The sequence below is a fragment of the Streptomyces sp. 7-21 genome (assembly GCF_016741785.1).
Taxonomy (GTDB): Bacteria; Actinomycetota; Actinomycetes; order Streptomycetales; family Streptomycetaceae; genus Streptomyces.
Map to the genome: position 1 here is coordinate 93,564 of NZ_JAERRL010000006.1, position 14,594 is coordinate 108,157.

Annotated in this window: 15 protein-coding genes; 6 read left to right on the plus strand and 9 right to left on the minus strand. The window is 75.4% G+C overall.

From position 1 onward, the window contains the following. Nucleotides 1-23: 23 nt before the first annotated feature. The 6 genes from JK356_RS09740 to JK356_RS09765 all read right to left on the minus strand — a co-directional run bounded on the left by JK356_RS09740 (nucleotide 24) and on the right by JK356_RS09765 (nucleotide 6,057). Nucleotides 24-746 carry an ATP-binding cassette domain-containing protein gene (locus JK356_RS09740; protein WP_201867221.1) on the minus strand — a complete coding sequence of 241 codons (723 nt, stop codon included), beginning with the start codon at nucleotides 744-746 and terminating at the stop codon, nucleotides 24-26. Continuing rightward, the gene (urtD, locus tag JK356_RS09745; RefSeq protein ID WP_201867222.1) at nucleotides 746-1,555 is read right to left on the minus strand and encodes an urea ABC transporter ATP-binding protein UrtD; all 810 of its coding nucleotides are present in this window, start codon (nucleotides 1,553-1,555) and stop codon (nucleotides 746-748) included. The genes JK356_RS09740 and urtD overlap by 1 nt, the downstream gene beginning before the upstream one ends. Beyond that, the gene (gene urtC / locus JK356_RS09750) at nucleotides 1,552-2,667 is read right to left on the minus strand and encodes an urea ABC transporter permease subunit UrtC (RefSeq protein WP_201867223.1); all 1,116 of its coding nucleotides are present in this window, start codon (nucleotides 2,665-2,667) and stop codon (nucleotides 1,552-1,554) included. The genes urtD and urtC overlap by 4 nt, the downstream gene beginning before the upstream one ends. Then, nucleotides 2,664-3,560, minus strand: coding sequence for an urea ABC transporter permease subunit UrtB (gene urtB / locus JK356_RS09755; RefSeq protein WP_201867224.1), 897 nt, complete (start codon nucleotides 3,558-3,560; stop codon nucleotides 2,664-2,666). Before urtB ends, urtC begins: the two co-directional genes overlap by 4 nt. Further along, nucleotides 3,557-4,822: an urea ABC transporter substrate-binding protein gene (gene urtA, locus JK356_RS09760; protein ID WP_201867225.1), complete on the minus strand. Its 1,266-nt coding sequence runs from the start codon at nucleotides 4,820-4,822 to the stop codon at nucleotides 3,557-3,559. Before urtA ends, urtB begins: the two co-directional genes overlap by 4 nt. A gap of 134 nt (nucleotides 4,823-4,956) precedes the next feature. Beyond that, on the minus strand, nucleotides 4,957-6,057 hold the full coding sequence (locus JK356_RS09765; protein ID WP_201867226.1) for a substrate-binding domain-containing protein: 1,101 nt from the start codon (nucleotides 6,055-6,057) through the stop codon (nucleotides 4,957-4,959). A 66-nt stretch (nucleotides 6,058-6,123) separates the two neighbouring features. Here JK356_RS09765 and JK356_RS09770 point away from each other — a divergent pair, with 66 nt between their 5' ends. Further along, nucleotides 6,124-6,573 (plus strand): MarR family winged helix-turn-helix transcriptional regulator, encoded by a 450-nt coding sequence (locus JK356_RS09770; RefSeq protein WP_236671066.1) that lies wholly within the window; start codon nucleotides 6,124-6,126, stop codon nucleotides 6,571-6,573. Nucleotides 6,574-6,578: 5 nt separating this feature from the next. Continuing rightward, complete coding sequence (gene fdhD, locus JK356_RS09775) at nucleotides 6,579-7,448, plus strand: formate dehydrogenase accessory sulfurtransferase FdhD (RefSeq protein WP_201867228.1); 870 nt, start codon at nucleotides 6,579-6,581, stop codon at nucleotides 7,446-7,448. Here the strand turns inward: fdhD and JK356_RS09780 are convergent. Next, nucleotides 7,430-8,428 (minus strand): bile acid:sodium symporter family protein, encoded by a 999-nt coding sequence (locus JK356_RS09780; RefSeq protein WP_201867229.1) that lies wholly within the window; start codon nucleotides 8,426-8,428, stop codon nucleotides 7,430-7,432. The genes fdhD and JK356_RS09780 overlap by 19 nt on opposite strands. Nucleotides 8,429-8,615: 187 nt before the next feature. Here JK356_RS09780 and JK356_RS09785 point away from each other — a divergent pair, with 187 nt between their 5' ends. After that, entirely contained in the window at nucleotides 8,616-9,416 is an 801-nt protein-coding gene (locus JK356_RS09785; RefSeq protein WP_201867405.1) for an aldo/keto reductase, read from the plus strand. 58 nt (nucleotides 9,417-9,474) lie between these two features. Here JK356_RS09785 and JK356_RS09790 read toward each other — a convergent pair whose 3' ends face one another. Next, nucleotides 9,475-9,780: a 4a-hydroxytetrahydrobiopterin dehydratase gene (locus tag JK356_RS09790; protein WP_201867230.1), complete on the minus strand. Its 306-nt coding sequence runs from the start codon at nucleotides 9,778-9,780 to the stop codon at nucleotides 9,475-9,477. Between the two features lie 97 nt (nucleotides 9,781-9,877). Further along, entirely contained in the window at nucleotides 9,878-11,992 is a 2,115-nt protein-coding gene (locus JK356_RS09795) for a phage holin family protein (protein WP_201867231.1), read from the minus strand. A 285-nt stretch (nucleotides 11,993-12,277) separates the two neighbouring features. On the opposite strand from JK356_RS09795, the gene JK356_RS09800 reads away from it, so the two are divergent. Genes JK356_RS09800 through JK356_RS09810 form a run of 3 tightly spaced genes read left to right on the plus strand, consistent with a single transcriptional unit; the run spans nucleotide 12,278 to nucleotide 14,576 of the window. Then, nucleotides 12,278-13,054 (plus strand): MBL fold metallo-hydrolase, encoded by a 777-nt coding sequence (locus JK356_RS09800; RefSeq protein WP_201867232.1) that lies wholly within the window; start codon nucleotides 12,278-12,280, stop codon nucleotides 13,052-13,054. Further along, nucleotides 13,051-13,767 (plus strand): VTT domain-containing protein, encoded by a 717-nt coding sequence (locus JK356_RS09805; protein WP_201867233.1) that lies wholly within the window; start codon nucleotides 13,051-13,053, stop codon nucleotides 13,765-13,767. Before JK356_RS09800 ends, JK356_RS09805 begins: the two co-directional genes overlap by 4 nt. A gap of 5 nt (nucleotides 13,768-13,772) precedes the next feature. Continuing rightward, a complete protein-coding gene (locus JK356_RS09810) occupies nucleotides 13,773-14,576 on the plus strand; it encodes a class I SAM-dependent methyltransferase (protein WP_201867234.1) in 804 nt (267 codons plus the stop codon). Nucleotides 14,577-14,594: the final 18 nt, after the last annotated feature.

Sequence of the window (14,594 nt, forward strand, 5' to 3'; positions counted from 1 at the left end):
GCTGACGGCCGGGCGTGCCGGCTTCACACCCGCAGCGCCCGGCTCACCTCCTCCCGCGCCGCGGCGCCGCCCTCGCCGGAGCCGTCGCCGGAGCCCTCTCCGGAGGCGGTGACGCGGCCGGCCGCCAGCACGTAGTAACGGGAGGCGGCCCGCAGCGCGAAGTCCAGGTGCTGCTCGACCAGCAGCACCGCCAGGCCCTCCCCGGCGAGCGCGGTGACCGTGCGCTGGATCTGGGCGACGACCGACGGCTGGATGCCCTCGGTCGGCTCGTCGAGCAGCAGCAGCCGGGGCCGGGTCACCAGGGCGCGGGCGAGCGCGAGCTGCTGCCGCTGGCCGCCGGACAGCAGCCCGGCGGGGCGGGCGGCGGCCTCGCGCAGTGCGGGGAAGCGGTCCAGCGCCTCGTCCACGGCGGCCCGCACGGCCGCGCCGCCGTGGTGGGCCTCGGCGACCAGCCGCAGGTTCTCCAGGGTGGTCAGGCGCGGGAAGCTCTGCTGGCCCTGCGGCACGTAGGCCATGCCGCGGCGCACCCGTTCGTGCGCCGGCAGGCCGGTGACGTCCGCGCCGCCGAAGAGGACGCGGCCCGTGCGGGGCCGCAGCAGGCCGAGCGCGGCGCGCAGCAGCGTGGACTTGCCGGCGCCGTTGTGGCCGAGGACGGCGGCGACGCCGGCCTCGGGCACGGCCAGCGAGACGCCGTGGAGCACGGTGGCGCGGCCGTATCCCGCGCGCAGGCCCTCGATGCGCAGCATCACGCCTCCTCCTGTGCGGTGGCGGGGTGGCCGAGGTAGACCTCCTGGACCCGGGGGTCGGCGCGGACGTCGGCGACGCTGCCCTCGCTGAGCACGCGCCCGGCGTGCAGGACGGTGACGCTGGTGGCGACGGCGCGCATGAACTCCATGTCGTGCTCGATGACGACGACGGTGCGGTCGTCCGCGACGCGCCGCAGCAGCGCGCCGGTGGTCTCCCGTTCCTCGTGGCTCATGCCGGCCACGGGCTCGTCGAGCAGCAGCAGCCGGACGTCCTGCACCAGCAGCATCCCGATCTCCAGCCACTGCTTCTGGCCGTGAGCCAGGGCGCCCGCGGGCCGGTCGCGGTGGGCCGCCAGCCCGGTGGTCTCCAGGGCCTGTTCGACGGCTTCGGGGACGCGCCGGCGCCGCCGCAGCAGGGTGCGGGCCGGGCGTGCGGCGCCTGCGGCGATGTCGAGGTTGGCCAGGACGCTGAGGTTCTCGAAGACCGTGGCGGTCTGGAACGTCCGGCCGACGCCGAGCCGGGCGATGCGGTGCACCGGGCGCCCGAGCAGCTCGGTGCCGCCGAAGCGGACGGAGCCGCGGGCGGGGACGAGGCCGGTGAGGGCGTCGACGAGGGTGGTCTTGCCGGCGCCGTTGGGGCCGATGAGGAAACGCACCTCGCCGGGGCGCACGCGCAGGCTGACGCCGTCCACGGCGGCGACGCCGTCGAAGGTGACGGTCAGGTCCGCAACGGCGAGCTCGCCGCCGCCCGCGCCGCCGGGGCCGGCCGTTCCGGGCGCGCCCGGCTGAGTGGTTGCCGTGGTGGTCATGCGGTCAGCACCGCCCCTTCGGTGGCCGGTTCCGGTTTCTTCCCGCGCCGCCAGGGCAGCAGCCGGCCGGCGGAGGCGAGGCCGCCGGGCAGGAAGGCGATGACGGCGATGAACAGCCCCGCCTGGAAGTACGTCCAGGCCGCGGGGAACGACTCCGACAGCGTGGTCTGCGCCGCGCACACGGCTACCGCGCCGAGGACGGCGCCCGCCAGGCTGGCCCGGCCGCCGATGGCCGCGCCGATGAGGAACTCGACGGACGGCACGATGCCTACCATCTCGGGCGAGATGATCCCCATCGCCGGCACGAACAGGGCGCCCGCGATGCCGGCCATGCCGGCGGCGGCCACGTAGGCGGCGAGCTTGACCCGGGCCGGGTCGTAGCCGAGGAAGCGGACGCGTTCCTCGGCGTCGCGGACGGCGACGAGGAGTTCGCCGTAGCGGCTGCGGAACAGCTGGCGGGTCAGCAGCATCAGCGCCAGCAGCACGGCGGCGGTGAGGAAGTACACCACGCGCCGGTTGGCCGGGTCCCACAGCGCCAGGCCGAAGAAGCCCTGGAAGTTGGTCAGGCCGTTGCTGCCGCCGGTGGCGGCCTGGGCACCCGTGAGGAGGATCGCGAAGGCGGCGGCGAGCGCCTGGCTGAGGATCGCGAAGTAGGCGCCGCGCACCCCGCGCCGGAAGACGAGGAAGCCGATGAGGGCGGCGAGCACCATCGGCAGCAGCGGCACGGCCAGCAGCGTCACCACGGGCGAGCGGAACGGCTCCCACCACCACGGCAGGCCGCCGCTGGCGCCGAAGAGCACCATGAAGTCCGGCAGCTGGCCGGGTCCGGCGTCGGCGAGCTTGAGGTGCATGGCCATGGCGTAGCCGCCGAGGCCGAAGAACAGGCCCTGCCCGAGCACGAGCATGCCGCCCCTGCCCCACGCCAGGGAGATGCCGACCGCGACGATCGCAAAGCACAGGTAACGGGAGAGCTGGCCGAGCCGGAAGTCGCTCAGCACGGCGGGCGCGAGCAGGAACAGGGCCGCGGCGGCGAGGGCGTATCCGGCGGGGGCGCGCCACCGCGCGGCGGCGGGCGGGGCGGTGCGGGATGCGGGGGGTATGCCAGGTGTCATGCCAGGCTCCGGGTGCGCAGGGTGTAGATGCCTTGGGGCCGCCACTGGAGGAAGGCGACGATCGCGACCAGCACGGTGACGCGGGCGAGGCTGACGGTCGTGCCGTACTCCGCCACCGATTGCAGGACGCCGAGGGCGAACGCGGCGACGACGGCGCCGCGCAGCTGGCCGATGCCGCCGACGACGATGACGAGGAAGGCGTCGATGATGACGTTGGTGCCCATGGCGGGCCCGATCGGGCCGGTCAGGGTGAGGGCGACGCCGGCGATCCCGGCGAGCCCGGAGCCGAGGAAGAACGTCATCCGGTCCACGCGCGCGGTGGGCACGCCGGACGCCTCCGCCAGCTCCCGGTGCTGCACGACCGCGCGGATGCGGCGGCCGAGCGGGGTGCGCCGCAGCGTCAGCGTGACGGCGGCGACGGCGGCGACCGCGAGGCCGAGGATGAACAGCCGGGAGTACGGCAGCGTGAGCGGGTCGTCGCCGCCGGCGAGGGTGACGCGGCCGGTGAGCCAGCCGGGCGCCTCCGTCTGCACGTTGGGCGCCCCGAACAGGTCGCGCGCCAGCTGCTGGAGCAGCAGCGACACGCCCCAGGTCACGAGCAGGGTGTCCAGCGGCCGGGCGTACAGGCGGCGGATGAGGAGCCATTCCAGCAGCGCGCCCATCGCCCCGGCCACCAGGAACGCAACGGGCAGCGCGGCCAGCAGCGAGAGCCCGGGCGAGCCGAGCGGCCCCTGGAGCAGGTAGACGGTGTAGGCGCCCGCCATGATGAACTCGCCGTGCGCCATGTTGATCACGCCCATCTGCCCGAACGTCAGGGACAGGCCCAGGGCGATGAGGAGCAGGACGGCACCGATGCTGATGCCGGTGAAGGACTGGTTGAGCAGAACGGTCACGCGCGTGCTCCCGCCGACAGGTCCGCCGCCCAGTCGTAGCCGGTCAGGAACGGATCGGGCTCGATCGGTTCGGGCGAGGACCACACCTCGGTGATGGCGCCGTCGCCGCCGATCCGGCCGATGCGGGCGGTCTTGTGCACATGCTGGGTGTCGCCGTCGACCGTGACGGTGCCCTCGGGCGCCTCGACGGTGACAGTGCCGGAGGCCGCGGCGGCCCTGACGTCGTCGATCTCGAAGGAGCCGGCGGCCTCCACCAGCGCCTTCCACAGGTAGACGGAGGTGTAGGCGGCCTCCATGGGGTCGGAGGTGGGGCGGCTGGCGCCGTAGCGGTCCTGGTAGGCGGTCACGAACCGCTCGTTGGCCGGGCCCTCCGTGGTCTGGTAGTAGTTCCAGGACGTCAGCTGGCCCTCCAGGTACTGCGGGCCGATGGACCGGACCTCTTCCTCGGCGATCGACACCGACATCACCGGCATGGTCCCGGCGGTCAGGCCGGTGGAGGTGTACTCCTTGAAGAAGGAGACGTTGCTGTCGCCGTTGAGGGTGTTGAAGACCGCGTCGGCGCCGGAGGACTCGATCTTGTTGGCGATGGTCGCGAACTCCGTGGACCCCAGGGGCACGTAGTCCTCGCCGGCGATGTCCATGCCGTGCGCCTCGGCGTAGGCGCGGATGACGCGGTTGGCGACGCGCGGGAAGACGTAGTCGCTGCCGACCAGGTAGAGCGACTCGACGCCCTGGCCGCGCAGGTAGTCGAGCGCGGGCACGATCTGCTGGTTGGTGGTGGCGCCGGTGTAGAAGATGTACGGCGACTGCTCCATACCCTCGTACTGCACGGGGTAGAACAGCAGGGAGCGGTTCTGCTCGAAGACCGGCTGCACGGCCTTGCGGCTGGCCGAGGTCCAGCAGCCGAACACCGCGGCGACGTGGTCCTCCTGGATGAGCTTGCCCGCCTTGTCGGCGAACGTCGCCCAGTCCGAAGCGCCGTCCTCGCTGATGGGCTCGATCTGCCGGCCCAGGACGCCGCCGGCGGCGTTGATCTCCTCGATGGCCAGCATCAGGGCGTCGCGGACGGTGACCTCGCTGATGGCCATCGTGCCGGAGAGGGAGTTGAGCAGGCCGACCTTGACGGTGCCGGCCGAGACGTCGACCTGGGCGGCGCCGCCGGGGCGCGGGTCGCCGGTGCGCGCTCCGCAGCCCGCGGCGGCGAGGGCGGTGACCAACGCCAGCAGGCACGCGAGCAGCGGGCGTCCCCGGGATCTGGGCATGTCGGGACCTCCTGGAGCGGGTGTGCCGGGCCCGCGCGCCGCCCGACAGGAACACGCCACAGCTTCAGTTCGCGTCGTTTCCCCGGGATTTCGCGGCCATTAATACTTCCGTCCGGAAGCATCGGCGGCCGTCCTCACGGGCCGGCGCCGCTCCAGGCGTCGAGGTCGGCGGTGACGGCGAAGTCGGCGCCGTCGGCCTCGGCGAGGTAGATGCGCTGGCGGACGTGGCGCCCGGACAGGCCCAGCAGCCCTCTGGCCCCCTCGTAGCGGACTCCCCCGGCGGCCGCCTCGATGGCCGGCACGCTCAGCGACCCGGCCCGGCCGACGAGCGCGGCGAGCAGCAGCACGCCCTCGTAGCAGGACTCGCCCAGGGCGCTGGGTGCGGGCGCGGTGAGGCCGAAACGGGCGGCGTAACGGCCGTGGAAGTCCAGGGTGTCGGCGGTGGCGAGGGCCTCGAAGAAGCCGGCGGTGGCCCACAGGCCGCGGGTGGCGTCGGGGCCGCTGGCGGCGAGCATGTTCTCGTCCATGAGCGTGGTCAGCCGCAGGCAGCGCGCGTCGAGCCCGGCGGCGGCGAAGGCCCGGTTGAAGCGCACCGCGTCGCTGCCGACCAGCAGCATCAGCACGGCGTCTGCCTCCCGTTGGATGACGCGCCGCAGCGTGGCCGCGAAGTCGCCGGTGCCCAGCGGCAGGTAGCTCTCGCCGCAGACGCGGCCCCCGCTCTCGCGGGCGTAACGGCGGGCGGCGAGCGCGGTGCGGCGCGGCCAGACGTAGTCGTTGCCGACGACGTACCAGCGGCGCACCCGCCGCTCGGCGGCCAGCAGCCGCATGGCGGGCCGCAGCTGCCCGTCGGGCGTCTCGCTGGTGAGGAACACGCCCGCCGAGTCCTCCCCGCCCTCGTACAGGGCCGTGTACACATACGGCACGCGGCCCGCCACGCGCGGCGCCACGGCCTGGCGGACCGAGGAGATGTGCCAGCCGGTGACGCCGCTGACGATGCCGGCCGACACCAGCGCCTCCACCTCGGCGGCCACGGCGGCGGGCGGCGCGCCGCCGTCCACGGTGACCAGGCGCAGTTCGCGGCCCAGGACGCCGCCGGCCGCGTTGACCTCCTCGGCCGCCAGCCGCGCGCACAGCTCGCAGGCGGGGCCGAAGATGCCGGCGGGGCCCTGCCGCGGCACCACGAGCGCGACGTGCAGCACCCCGGGCTCGGCGGTCAGCGGCTTGGCATCGGTCACCGCCCCATGATGGCGGACCGTAGGATGGCGGGAATTCCGGCCGTTCGTCCCACGATGCGGAGCACCATGGCTGAACCGCCCGAGCCGGGCCCCCACCACGTGCTGACCCTGCTGGCGCGCGCCGAACGGCTGGCGGCCCGCCGGCTGCGGGACGTGCTGGCGGAGTCCGGCTGTTCGCTGGGCGCGTGGCGGGTGATGTCGCTGCTGGCGGACGGCGAGGGGCACGGCATGACGGCGATCTCCGAGTGGGCGCTGCTGCCGCCGCCGACGCTGACGCGGCTGATGGACCAGCTGGTGGACGACGGGCTGGTGCACCGCCGGGTCGATCCGCTGGACCGCCGCCGGATCCTGGCGTTCCTCACCCCGCGCGGCCTGCAGCGGTGGCGGGCGCTGGACGCCCGGGTGCGCGCGAGCTGGGAGCGGCTGCCCGGCGGCGGGGACGACGAGCTGCTGGCCGCGCTGCTGCACCGGCTCGTGGCGCGGCTGGGTGAGTCCGGGGCCGTCAGGGAGGGATGAGGCGGATGGGACGTGTCACCGAGCGCCGCAGGGTGCTGCGGATCAGGGACGGGGCGCGCAGCGAGCGCGCGGACACGCTGGCCGGGGAGGAGCCGCTGGAGATCCGCGTCAACGGGCGGCGGCTCGCGGTGACGATGCGCACGCCGGGCGACGACTTCGCCCTGGCCACCGGCTTCCTGGTGAGCGAGGGCGTGGTCGCCGCCCCCGGGGAGGTGGCCCGGGTGACGTACTGCACCGGCACGGGCCCGGCCGGCGCGGCGGCGTACAACGTGGTGGACGTGCGGCTGGCCCCGGGAGCCGAGCCGTCCGGGGAGTTCTGGGAGGGCCTGGAGCGCCGGGTGTACACGACCTCCTCGTGCGGGCTGTGCGGCAAGGCCAGCCTGGACGCGGTGCGCACCACGGCCCGCTGGCCGCTGCCGCTGGCGGGCGGGCCGCGGCTGGACACGGGCGTGCTCGCGCAGCTGCCGGACCGGCTCCGGGCGGCCCAGCGCGTCTTCGACCGCACCGGCGGGCTGCACGCGGCGGCGCTGTGCACGGCGTCGGGTCAGCTGCTGGACGTCCGGGAGGACGTCGGCCGCCACAACGCGGTGGACAAGGTCGTCGGGCGGGCGCTGGAGCGCGGCGACCTGCCGCTGTCGGACCGGGTGCTGCTGGTGTCGGGGCGGGCGTCGTTCGAGCTGGCGCAGAAGGCGGTGATGGCCGGCGTCCCGGTGCTGGCGGCGGTGTCGGCGCCGTCGTCGCTGGCGGTGGACCTGGCCGAGGAGGCGGGCCTGACGCTGATCGGTTTCCTGCGCGGCGCGTCGATGAACGTCTACGCGGGGGCGTGGCGCCTCGCGCCGGACGGCCCGCTGCCCGCTCAGCCCGCCGGGGGCTGACCGGCCGGCTGGCCGCCGCCTTTGCGCCGTGACCACCGGCGCGCCAGCACGGCGCAGACGATCAGCTGGAGCTGGTGGTACATCATCAGCGGCAGCACGGCCAGCGCCGTCTGCTCGCCGAACAGCACGCCCGCCATGGGCAGTCCGGCGGCCAGCGACTTCTTGGAGCCGGCGAAGACGATGGCGGTGCGGTCGGCCGGCGGGAACCCCAGCCAGCGGGAGCCGGTGGCGGTGAGCGCCAGCATGAACGCCAGGAGCACGCCCTCCACGCCGAGCAGGGCGAGCAGCCGCCCTGCGCTGACCTCGTCCCAGATGCCCTGGTTCATGCCCTCGCTGAACGCGGCGTAGACGACGATGAGGATGGAGGCGCGGTCCACCAGCGACAGCCGGGAGCGGTGCCGGGCGAGGAAGCCGCCGATCCAGCGGCGCAGCAGCTGGCCCAGGAGGAACGGCAGCAGCAGCTGGCCGCCGATGGACAGCAGCGAGTCGGCGCTGAACCCGCCGCTGGCGCCGATGAGGGCGCCGGCGAGCAGCGGGGTGAGCACGACACCGAACAGGCTGGAGAAGGACCCGGCGGCGATCGCGGCGGCGACGTTGCCCTTCGCCAGCGAGGTGAACGCGATGGAGGACTGCACGGTGGAGGGCACCACGCACAGGAAGAGCAGCCCCTCGTACAGGTCCTCGGTCACCAGCCAGGGCACCAGGGCCCGCGCGGCGAGCCCGAAGAGCGGGAAGACGGCGAAGGTGCAGGCGAGGATGGTCAGGTGGAGCCGCCAGTGGCGCAGCCCGTCCAGCGTCTCCCGGGTCGACAGGCGCGCCCCGTACAGGAAGAACAGCACCGCGATGACGCCGGTCGCGGCGCCGTCCGCCACCCCGGCCGCCGCGCCGCGCGCGGGGAGCAGGGCGGCCACCGCCACCGTCCCGAGCAGCAGCAGGATGTAGGGGTCGGGGAACCAGACACGCTGTCGCACGCCGGACATTCTCTCCACCGGCCCCCGGTCGTGCGCGGGCGGGGCAGATCATGGACGATGGAATAGCCGACGAACGTCAGACGTTTTCTCGCCATTGTCGGACAGGAACACACGAGATTCAGACACGAGAAGGACAGATTCGCACGTGAGCACCGCTCCCCAGGTCCCCACCGTCACCCTCAACAGCGGCACTGAGATGCCCCAGCTGGGCTTCGGCGTCTGGCAGGTGCCCGACGACCAGGCGGAGACCGCCGTCGCCGAGGCGCTGCAGGCCGGGTACCGCAGCATCGACACCGCGCAGATCTACGGCAACGAGGAGGGTGTGGGGCGGGCGCTGCGCGCCTCGGGAGTGCCCCGCGAGGAGCTGTTCATCACCACCAAGCTGTGGAACAGCGCCTCCCAGACCTGGACCCGCGACGCCGTGCTGCGGGAGTTCGACGCCTCCCTGACGCGGCTGGGCCTGGACTACGTGGACCTCTACCTGATCCACTGGCCGCGCCCGATGCGCGACGACTACCTGCGCATCCTTGAGGCGTTCAAGGAGATCGGAAGCAGCGGCCGCGCCCGCGCCGTGGGCGTGTCCAACTTCAAGCCCGCCCACCTGCGCCGGGCCATCGAGGAGACCGGGCTGGTGCCGGCCGTCAACCAGATCGAGCTGCACCCCTACCTCCAGCAGCGCGAGACCCGCGCGCTCCACGCCGAGCACGGCATCGTCACCGAGGACTGGTCGCCGCTGGGCCAGGGCAAGGGCCTGCTGGACGACCCCGAGCTGCGGCGGATCGCCGACAAGCACGGCAAGACCCCCGCGCAGGTGGTGCTGCGCTGGCACCTGAACATCGGCAGCGTCGTGATCCCGAAGTCCGTCACGCCGTCCCGGATCCGGGAGAACATCGACGTGTTCGGCTTCGACCTCGATGAGTCGGACATGGACGCCATCGCGGCCCTCGACCGGGGCACCCGCTTCGGCGCCGACCCCGACACCTTCGACTGGAGCTGACCGGCACCGGCGGGCCGGCGGGGACGACGGCGCTTCGTCCCCCGCCGGTCCGCGCCGGTCAGGAAGCGCCGTGCGCCGCGGCCAGCTCCTCGATGCGCTGCGCGAGCCGGGTGTCGAAGTCGGTGATCCGGTTGCCGGCGCTGTGCGTCGTCACCGAGACGCCGAGCCGGTTGTAACCCAGCGTCAGATCGGCGTGGTGGTTCAGCTCCTCCTGCACGGTGGCGATGTGCACCAGCAGCGCCACCGCCGCCAGGTGCCCGCCGAGCGTGTAGGACCGCACCAGCCGGTTGTCGGCCGCGGCCCAGCCCGGCAGGCCGCTGAGGGCCTCGGAGATCTCCAGCTCGTTCAGGGGCCGGGCAGCCATGAGCGCTCCTCTCAGCGTCGTGTCACCGTCGTCGCAACCGCCGTTCAGCCGTCGTTCTCAGCCGCCGTCTCACGGCCGGTCGTCGCCCGGCTCCACCCTACGGCGCGGCCGGGGCCGGCGCCCCTTCACGCGGCGCCGGTTCGTCCGCGGCCTCCGCCAGCCAGCGCCGCAGCACCCGGTGCACGGCCTCGGCACCGCGCAGCGTCCCGCCCGCCGGCGCGGGCGCCGACAGCAGCAGCGGCGACATCAGGAAGGCGCGGCTCTGCTCGCCGCCCAGGCCCCCGTGCGAGCCGATCTGGTCCTCGAAGGCGTGCACCTCGCCGGTGACCGGATCGACCGCCGAGTTGACCATGATGTCCGCCGCGTGGCGGAACCGCGCGGTCCGGCGGACGGCCGCCGCCGCGTGCGGGCCGTACGGCGCCAGCGGGTCAGCGCCCAGGACCTCACCGGTCTCCAGGCGGTGCTCGGCGCCGTCCCCGCCCAGCACGACCGGGCCGTGCCGCTCGTCGTGCACCAGCAGGAAACCGATGCCCGGGTGGCCGGCGAGCGCGGCGAGCAGCCCGGGGTAGCGGTGCTCGATGGCCTGGCGGCTCGCCCGCCCCAGCAGATCGGGGAAGGAGACCAGACCCAGGTTCCCCGAGGCCAGCACGACGGGCGCGGTACGGCGCCCCGCCGCACCCGCCGTGCCGCCCTCGCTCTCCCCCGCGGCGGCGGGCGGCGGCAGCGGCGGCTCCTCCGGGCGCTTCAGCGCGGCCCGGGCGGTGCCCCGGGCCTCCGCGCCCGACTCGGGGCGTCTGGGCAGCCGCCGCACCGGCCGGCCGCAGGCGGCGTGGACCAGCTCCTCCAGCGACTGCCCGTAGGCGGCCTCGAACGTCTCGCCCCAGCTCTGGCCGTGGTCGGACAGCAGCACCAGGCGGTACGGGCGCGGCGCGTGCTCCATGGCGCGCAGGATCAGCGCGACGCACCGGTCCAGCCGGGCCAGGACCTGCCGGGTGTCCCGGCTGCGCGGCCCGCTGTGGTGGGCGACCTCGTCGTAGGCGACCAGGTCGGCGTAGACGGCCGTGCGGCCGGTGAGGACGTCACCGATCACGGCGGCGGTGACCACGTCACGCTGCACCACGGTCGCGAACGCCCGGATGAACGGGTACAGTCCGCCCCGGCTCACCCGCGGCCGCTCCCCCCGCAGCCGCGCCCGCAGCGACTGGGCCACCTCCCGGACGACCTCGGCGGCGAACGACAGCGCGGTGCGCCCCGCGTGCGCCGGGTCGGAGAAGTACGCGAAGTACCCGGCCCGGGACCGCTCGCCGCGGCGGCGGCGGACCGCCACCGACAGCACCAGCGCCGCCTGCCCCGCCCCGCCGGTGAAGAGGTTGCCGCGCGAGGCGCCGTCGCCGGCCAGCAGCCCGGGGTCGCCGGTGCGGGCGGCGGCGCGGCGCTGGAGCTCGGCTGCGCTGGAGGGCCGGTTGGTGACGATGACCTCGCCGGTCTCCTTCTCGTACCAGCGGAAGGCGGGCACGTCCTCGTTGCTGCCGTGCAGCAGCGCCAGCTGGGAGGCGCCGGTCTGGCTCGACCAGTCCGTCTCCCACAGCGTCAGCCGGTGCGTGCTCCCGGCCAGGGCCGCCAGCGTGGGCATCACCGGGCGCTCGCCCGCCATCGCCTCGCGGAGCACGTCGTAGCCGACGCCGTCCAGCTGGAGGAAGACGGTGCCGGGGGTGCGCGCGCCGGGCGGCGGGCCCTTCCGGAGCCGGCGGCCGAGCCCCGCCATCCGCCGCAGCCTGCGGGCCTCGGCGTTCCGGTCCCGCACGGCCAGGAAGGTGCCCGTGGCGGAGGAGGCCAGCGACAGGGCGGCGGCCACCAGGACGGCGGTCTGGGGCGTCGTCTGGCCGCGCCCGTGGGGCACCGCGCTGAGCGCCAGCCACAGCAGCCAGCCGTTGAGCAGGAACACCAGCAGCGCCAGCGCCAGGGCCGGGACGAGCAGCAGGGCCCGCACCAGCCACGGCCAGACCAGGGCGTGCAGCAGGCCGAACGCTGCCGCGACCAGCGCCGCGGTCAGGCCAGTGCGCGTGAAGCTGTCGCCGTCGGCGGACTGGAGGCGGAAGTCCGGCAGCACGAGGGCCAGCAGCACCATGGTGACGGCGCTCACCGCCCACACCGCGAGCACCCGCAGCAGGGCGGCGCCCGCACCGCGCCAGGCCGTCCACCGCAACCGCATCTCTCCTTTCCCGGTGGGTGTTCCCGGTGTGCCAGGTTTCCGGGCGTTCCCGGGGCTTCCGGTCTTCCCGGCGTCCGCAGCGTTGCCGGGGTGACCCGTGTTCCCTGCGGTCCCCGCGGACTCCGCGTGCCCCCGCCGCGCGTGCCTGCGGCCGGGCCGCGGGTACCAATTCTCCACGTATTCCAGATCCGCCGGGTTTCCGCGCGGCCGCCCGGCACGCGCCGTAGGCTTCCAGGGGGTGAGCGGTACGGGGCCGGGAACGGCCGGACGGCGGAAGGAGTTCCGGTGGCGGTGGACATCACCTGGTGGGGGCATGCCACCGCGACCGTGCGCGACTCCGGCACGACCGTGCTGACGGACCCGCTGCTGACGCGCCGCTGCGCCCACCTGCTGCGGCGGCGCGGCCCGCTGCCGCCGCCCTCGGTCTGGGCCCCCGACGCGGCGCTCGTCACGCACCTGCACGCCGACCACCTGCACCTGCGCTCGCTGGCGCGGCTGGCGCCCGGCACCCTGCTGGTGGTGCCGCGCGGCGCGCCCCGGGCGGTGGCCGGGCTGCGGCGGCTGGCGCGGCGGCTGCAGATCAGGGAGATTGCGCCGGGCGAGTCGCTCCCGGTGGGGGCGCTGCGGGTCCGCGCCGTCCCGGCCGCGCACGACGGGCGGCGGCTGCCGGTCGGCCCGCGGCACGCCGCGGCGCTCGGCTACGTGCTGGAGGGCGAAGCGCGCACGTACTACGCCGGCGACACCGACCTGTTCGAGTCGATGGCGCGCGAGACCGGGCCCGTGGACCTGGCGCTGCTGCCGGTGGGCGGCTGGGGCCCCCGGCTGGGGCACGGCCACCTCAACGCGGAGCGGGCCGCCGAGGCGCTGGCGCGGCTGCGCCCGGCGGGCGCGGTCCCGGTGCACTACGGAACGTACTGGCCGGTGGGCATGGCGGCGGTGCGGCCGCACGAGTTCCACGCGCCCGGTGACGAGTTCGTGCGGCACGCGGCACGGCTGGCACCCCAGGTGCGGGTGCACCGGCTGGCGCACGGCGAGAGCGTGCGGCTGGCGGTGACCGGATGACGGGCCTGGCCTGCGCGCCGTGCGCGCTGGCGGCCACGGGCGGCGGTGCCCCGGAGGCGACGCAGCAGGCCATCGGCTATCCCACGCTGTTCCTGCTGGTCCTGGTGGGGGCGCTGGTCCCGGTCGTGCCCACGGGCGCGCTGGTGAGTTCGGCCGCCGCCGTGGCGTTCCACCACAGCGATCCGGTGGCGTCGTCGCTGCTGGTGTTCGCGGTGGCGGCCGGTGCCGCCTTCGGCGGGGACGCGCTGCTGTTCGCGCTGGGGCGGCGCGGGGTGCGCTCGCGCGGCGGCTCACGCTGGCTGGCGTGGATCTCGGGCCAGGTGCCGCCGCAGCAGCTGGCGCGGGCGCGGCAGCGGCTGGCGCACCGGGGGACCGCGCTGCTGGTGGTGTCCCGGCTGGTGCCGGCGGGCCGGGTGCCCGTCATGCTCGCCTGCCTGCTGGCGGGGATGTCCCCCCGGCTCTACCTGCGGGGCGCCGCCGCCGCGGCGCTGGGGTGGGCGGCGGCGTACCAGCTCATCGGCCTGCTGGGCGGGGCCGTCTTCCCGCACCCCTGGCAGGGCGTCGCCGCCGCCGTCGCGCTGACGGTGCTGATCGCGGCGGCCCCCGGCGTGTGGCGCCGCCTGCGCCCGCCGGCCGCGCCCGCGGCCCCGTCATCCGGGTCATCCGGATCCCGGGACGGCGTTGAGCGGAACGCCGGCCACGGGAAAGAGTGAGCGGCATGACGGACGCCGTGTACACCCATGGGCATCACGACGCGGTGCTGCGCTCCCACCGCTGGCGGACCGCCGGGAACTCCGCCGCCTATCTGCTCCCCCGGCTGCGGCCCGGCCTGTCGCTGCTGGACATCGGCTGCGGCCCCGGCACCCTCACCGCGGACCTGGCCGCCCGCGTGGCGCCGGGCCGGGTGCTCGCCGTCGACGCCGACGCGGGCGTGCTCGCGGAGGCGCGCGCCGTGGCCGAGGAGCGGGGGCTGACCAACATCCGGTTCCGGCAGGCCGACGCCCAGCGCCTGGCGCTGCCGGACGGCTCCTTCGACGTCGTCCACTCCCACCAGGTGCTCCAGCACCTCGGCGACCCGGTGGCCGCGCTGCGCGAGATGCGGCGGGTGTGCGCGCCCGGCGGGGTGGTGGCGGCCCGGGACTGCGACTACGCCGCCATGACCTGGTACCCGCAGACGGACGGCCTGGACGCCTGGCTCGCCCTGTACCGCCGCGTGGCGCGGGCCAGCGGCGGGGAGCCGGACGCCGGGCGGCGGCTCGCGGCCTGGGCGCGCCGGGCCGGGTTCACCGACGTCACCGCGTCGGCCTCGGCGTGGTGCTTCGCCACGGACGAGGAGCGCGCCTGGTGGAGCGGGCTGTGGGCGGAGCGGACGACGGCCTCCCGCTACGCCCGCCTGGCGGCCGGCGGCGGCCACGCCACCGAGGCGGACCTGGCACGGATCGCCGGGGCGTGGCGCGCCTGGGGCCGGGAGCCGGACGGCTGGTTCTCCGTCCTCCACGGCGAGGTGCTCTGCCGGGCCTGACGCGGCCGCCCGGCCCGC

Bases quoted from the DNA above. Each gene is read 5' to 3' on its own strand.
- JK356_RS09785 (WP_201867405.1), top strand. From the start codon at position 8,616: ATGCCCCAGCTGGGCTTCGGCGTCTGGCAGGTGCCCGACGACCAGGCG.
- JK356_RS09790 (WP_201867230.1), bottom strand. From the start codon at position 9,780: ATGGCTGCCCGGCCCCTGAACGAGCTGGAGATCTCCGAGGCCCTCAGC.
- urtD (WP_201867222.1), bottom strand. From the start codon at position 1,555: ATGACCACCACGGCAACCACTCAGCCGGGCGCGCCCGGAACGGCCGGC.
- JK356_RS09780 (WP_201867229.1), bottom strand. From the start codon at position 8,428: ATGTCCGGCGTGCGACAGCGTGTCTGGTTCCCCGACCCCTACATCCTG.
- JK356_RS09770 (WP_236671066.1), top strand. From the start codon at position 6,124: ATGGCTGAACCGCCCGAGCCGGGCCCCCACCACGTGCTGACCCTGCTG.
- urtC (WP_201867223.1), bottom strand. From the start codon at position 2,667: ATGACACCTGGCATACCCCCCGCATCCCGCACCGCCCCGCCCGCCGCC.
- urtA (WP_201867225.1), bottom strand. From the start codon at position 4,822: ATGCCCAGATCCCGGGGACGCCCGCTGCTCGCGTGCCTGCTGGCGTTG.
- JK356_RS09740 (WP_201867221.1), bottom strand. From the start codon at position 746: ATGCTGCGCATCGAGGGCCTGCGCGCGGGATACGGCCGCGCCACCGTG.
- fdhD (WP_201867228.1), top strand. From the start codon at position 6,579: ATGGGACGTGTCACCGAGCGCCGCAGGGTGCTGCGGATCAGGGACGGG.
- JK356_RS09810 (WP_201867234.1), top strand. From the start codon at position 13,773: ATGACGGACGCCGTGTACACCCATGGGCATCACGACGCGGTGCTGCGC.
- JK356_RS09795 (WP_201867231.1), bottom strand. From the start codon at position 11,992: ATGCGGTTGCGGTGGACGGCCTGGCGCGGTGCGGGCGCCGCCCTGCTG.
- JK356_RS09805 (WP_201867233.1), top strand. From the start codon at position 13,051: ATGACGGGCCTGGCCTGCGCGCCGTGCGCGCTGGCGGCCACGGGCGGC.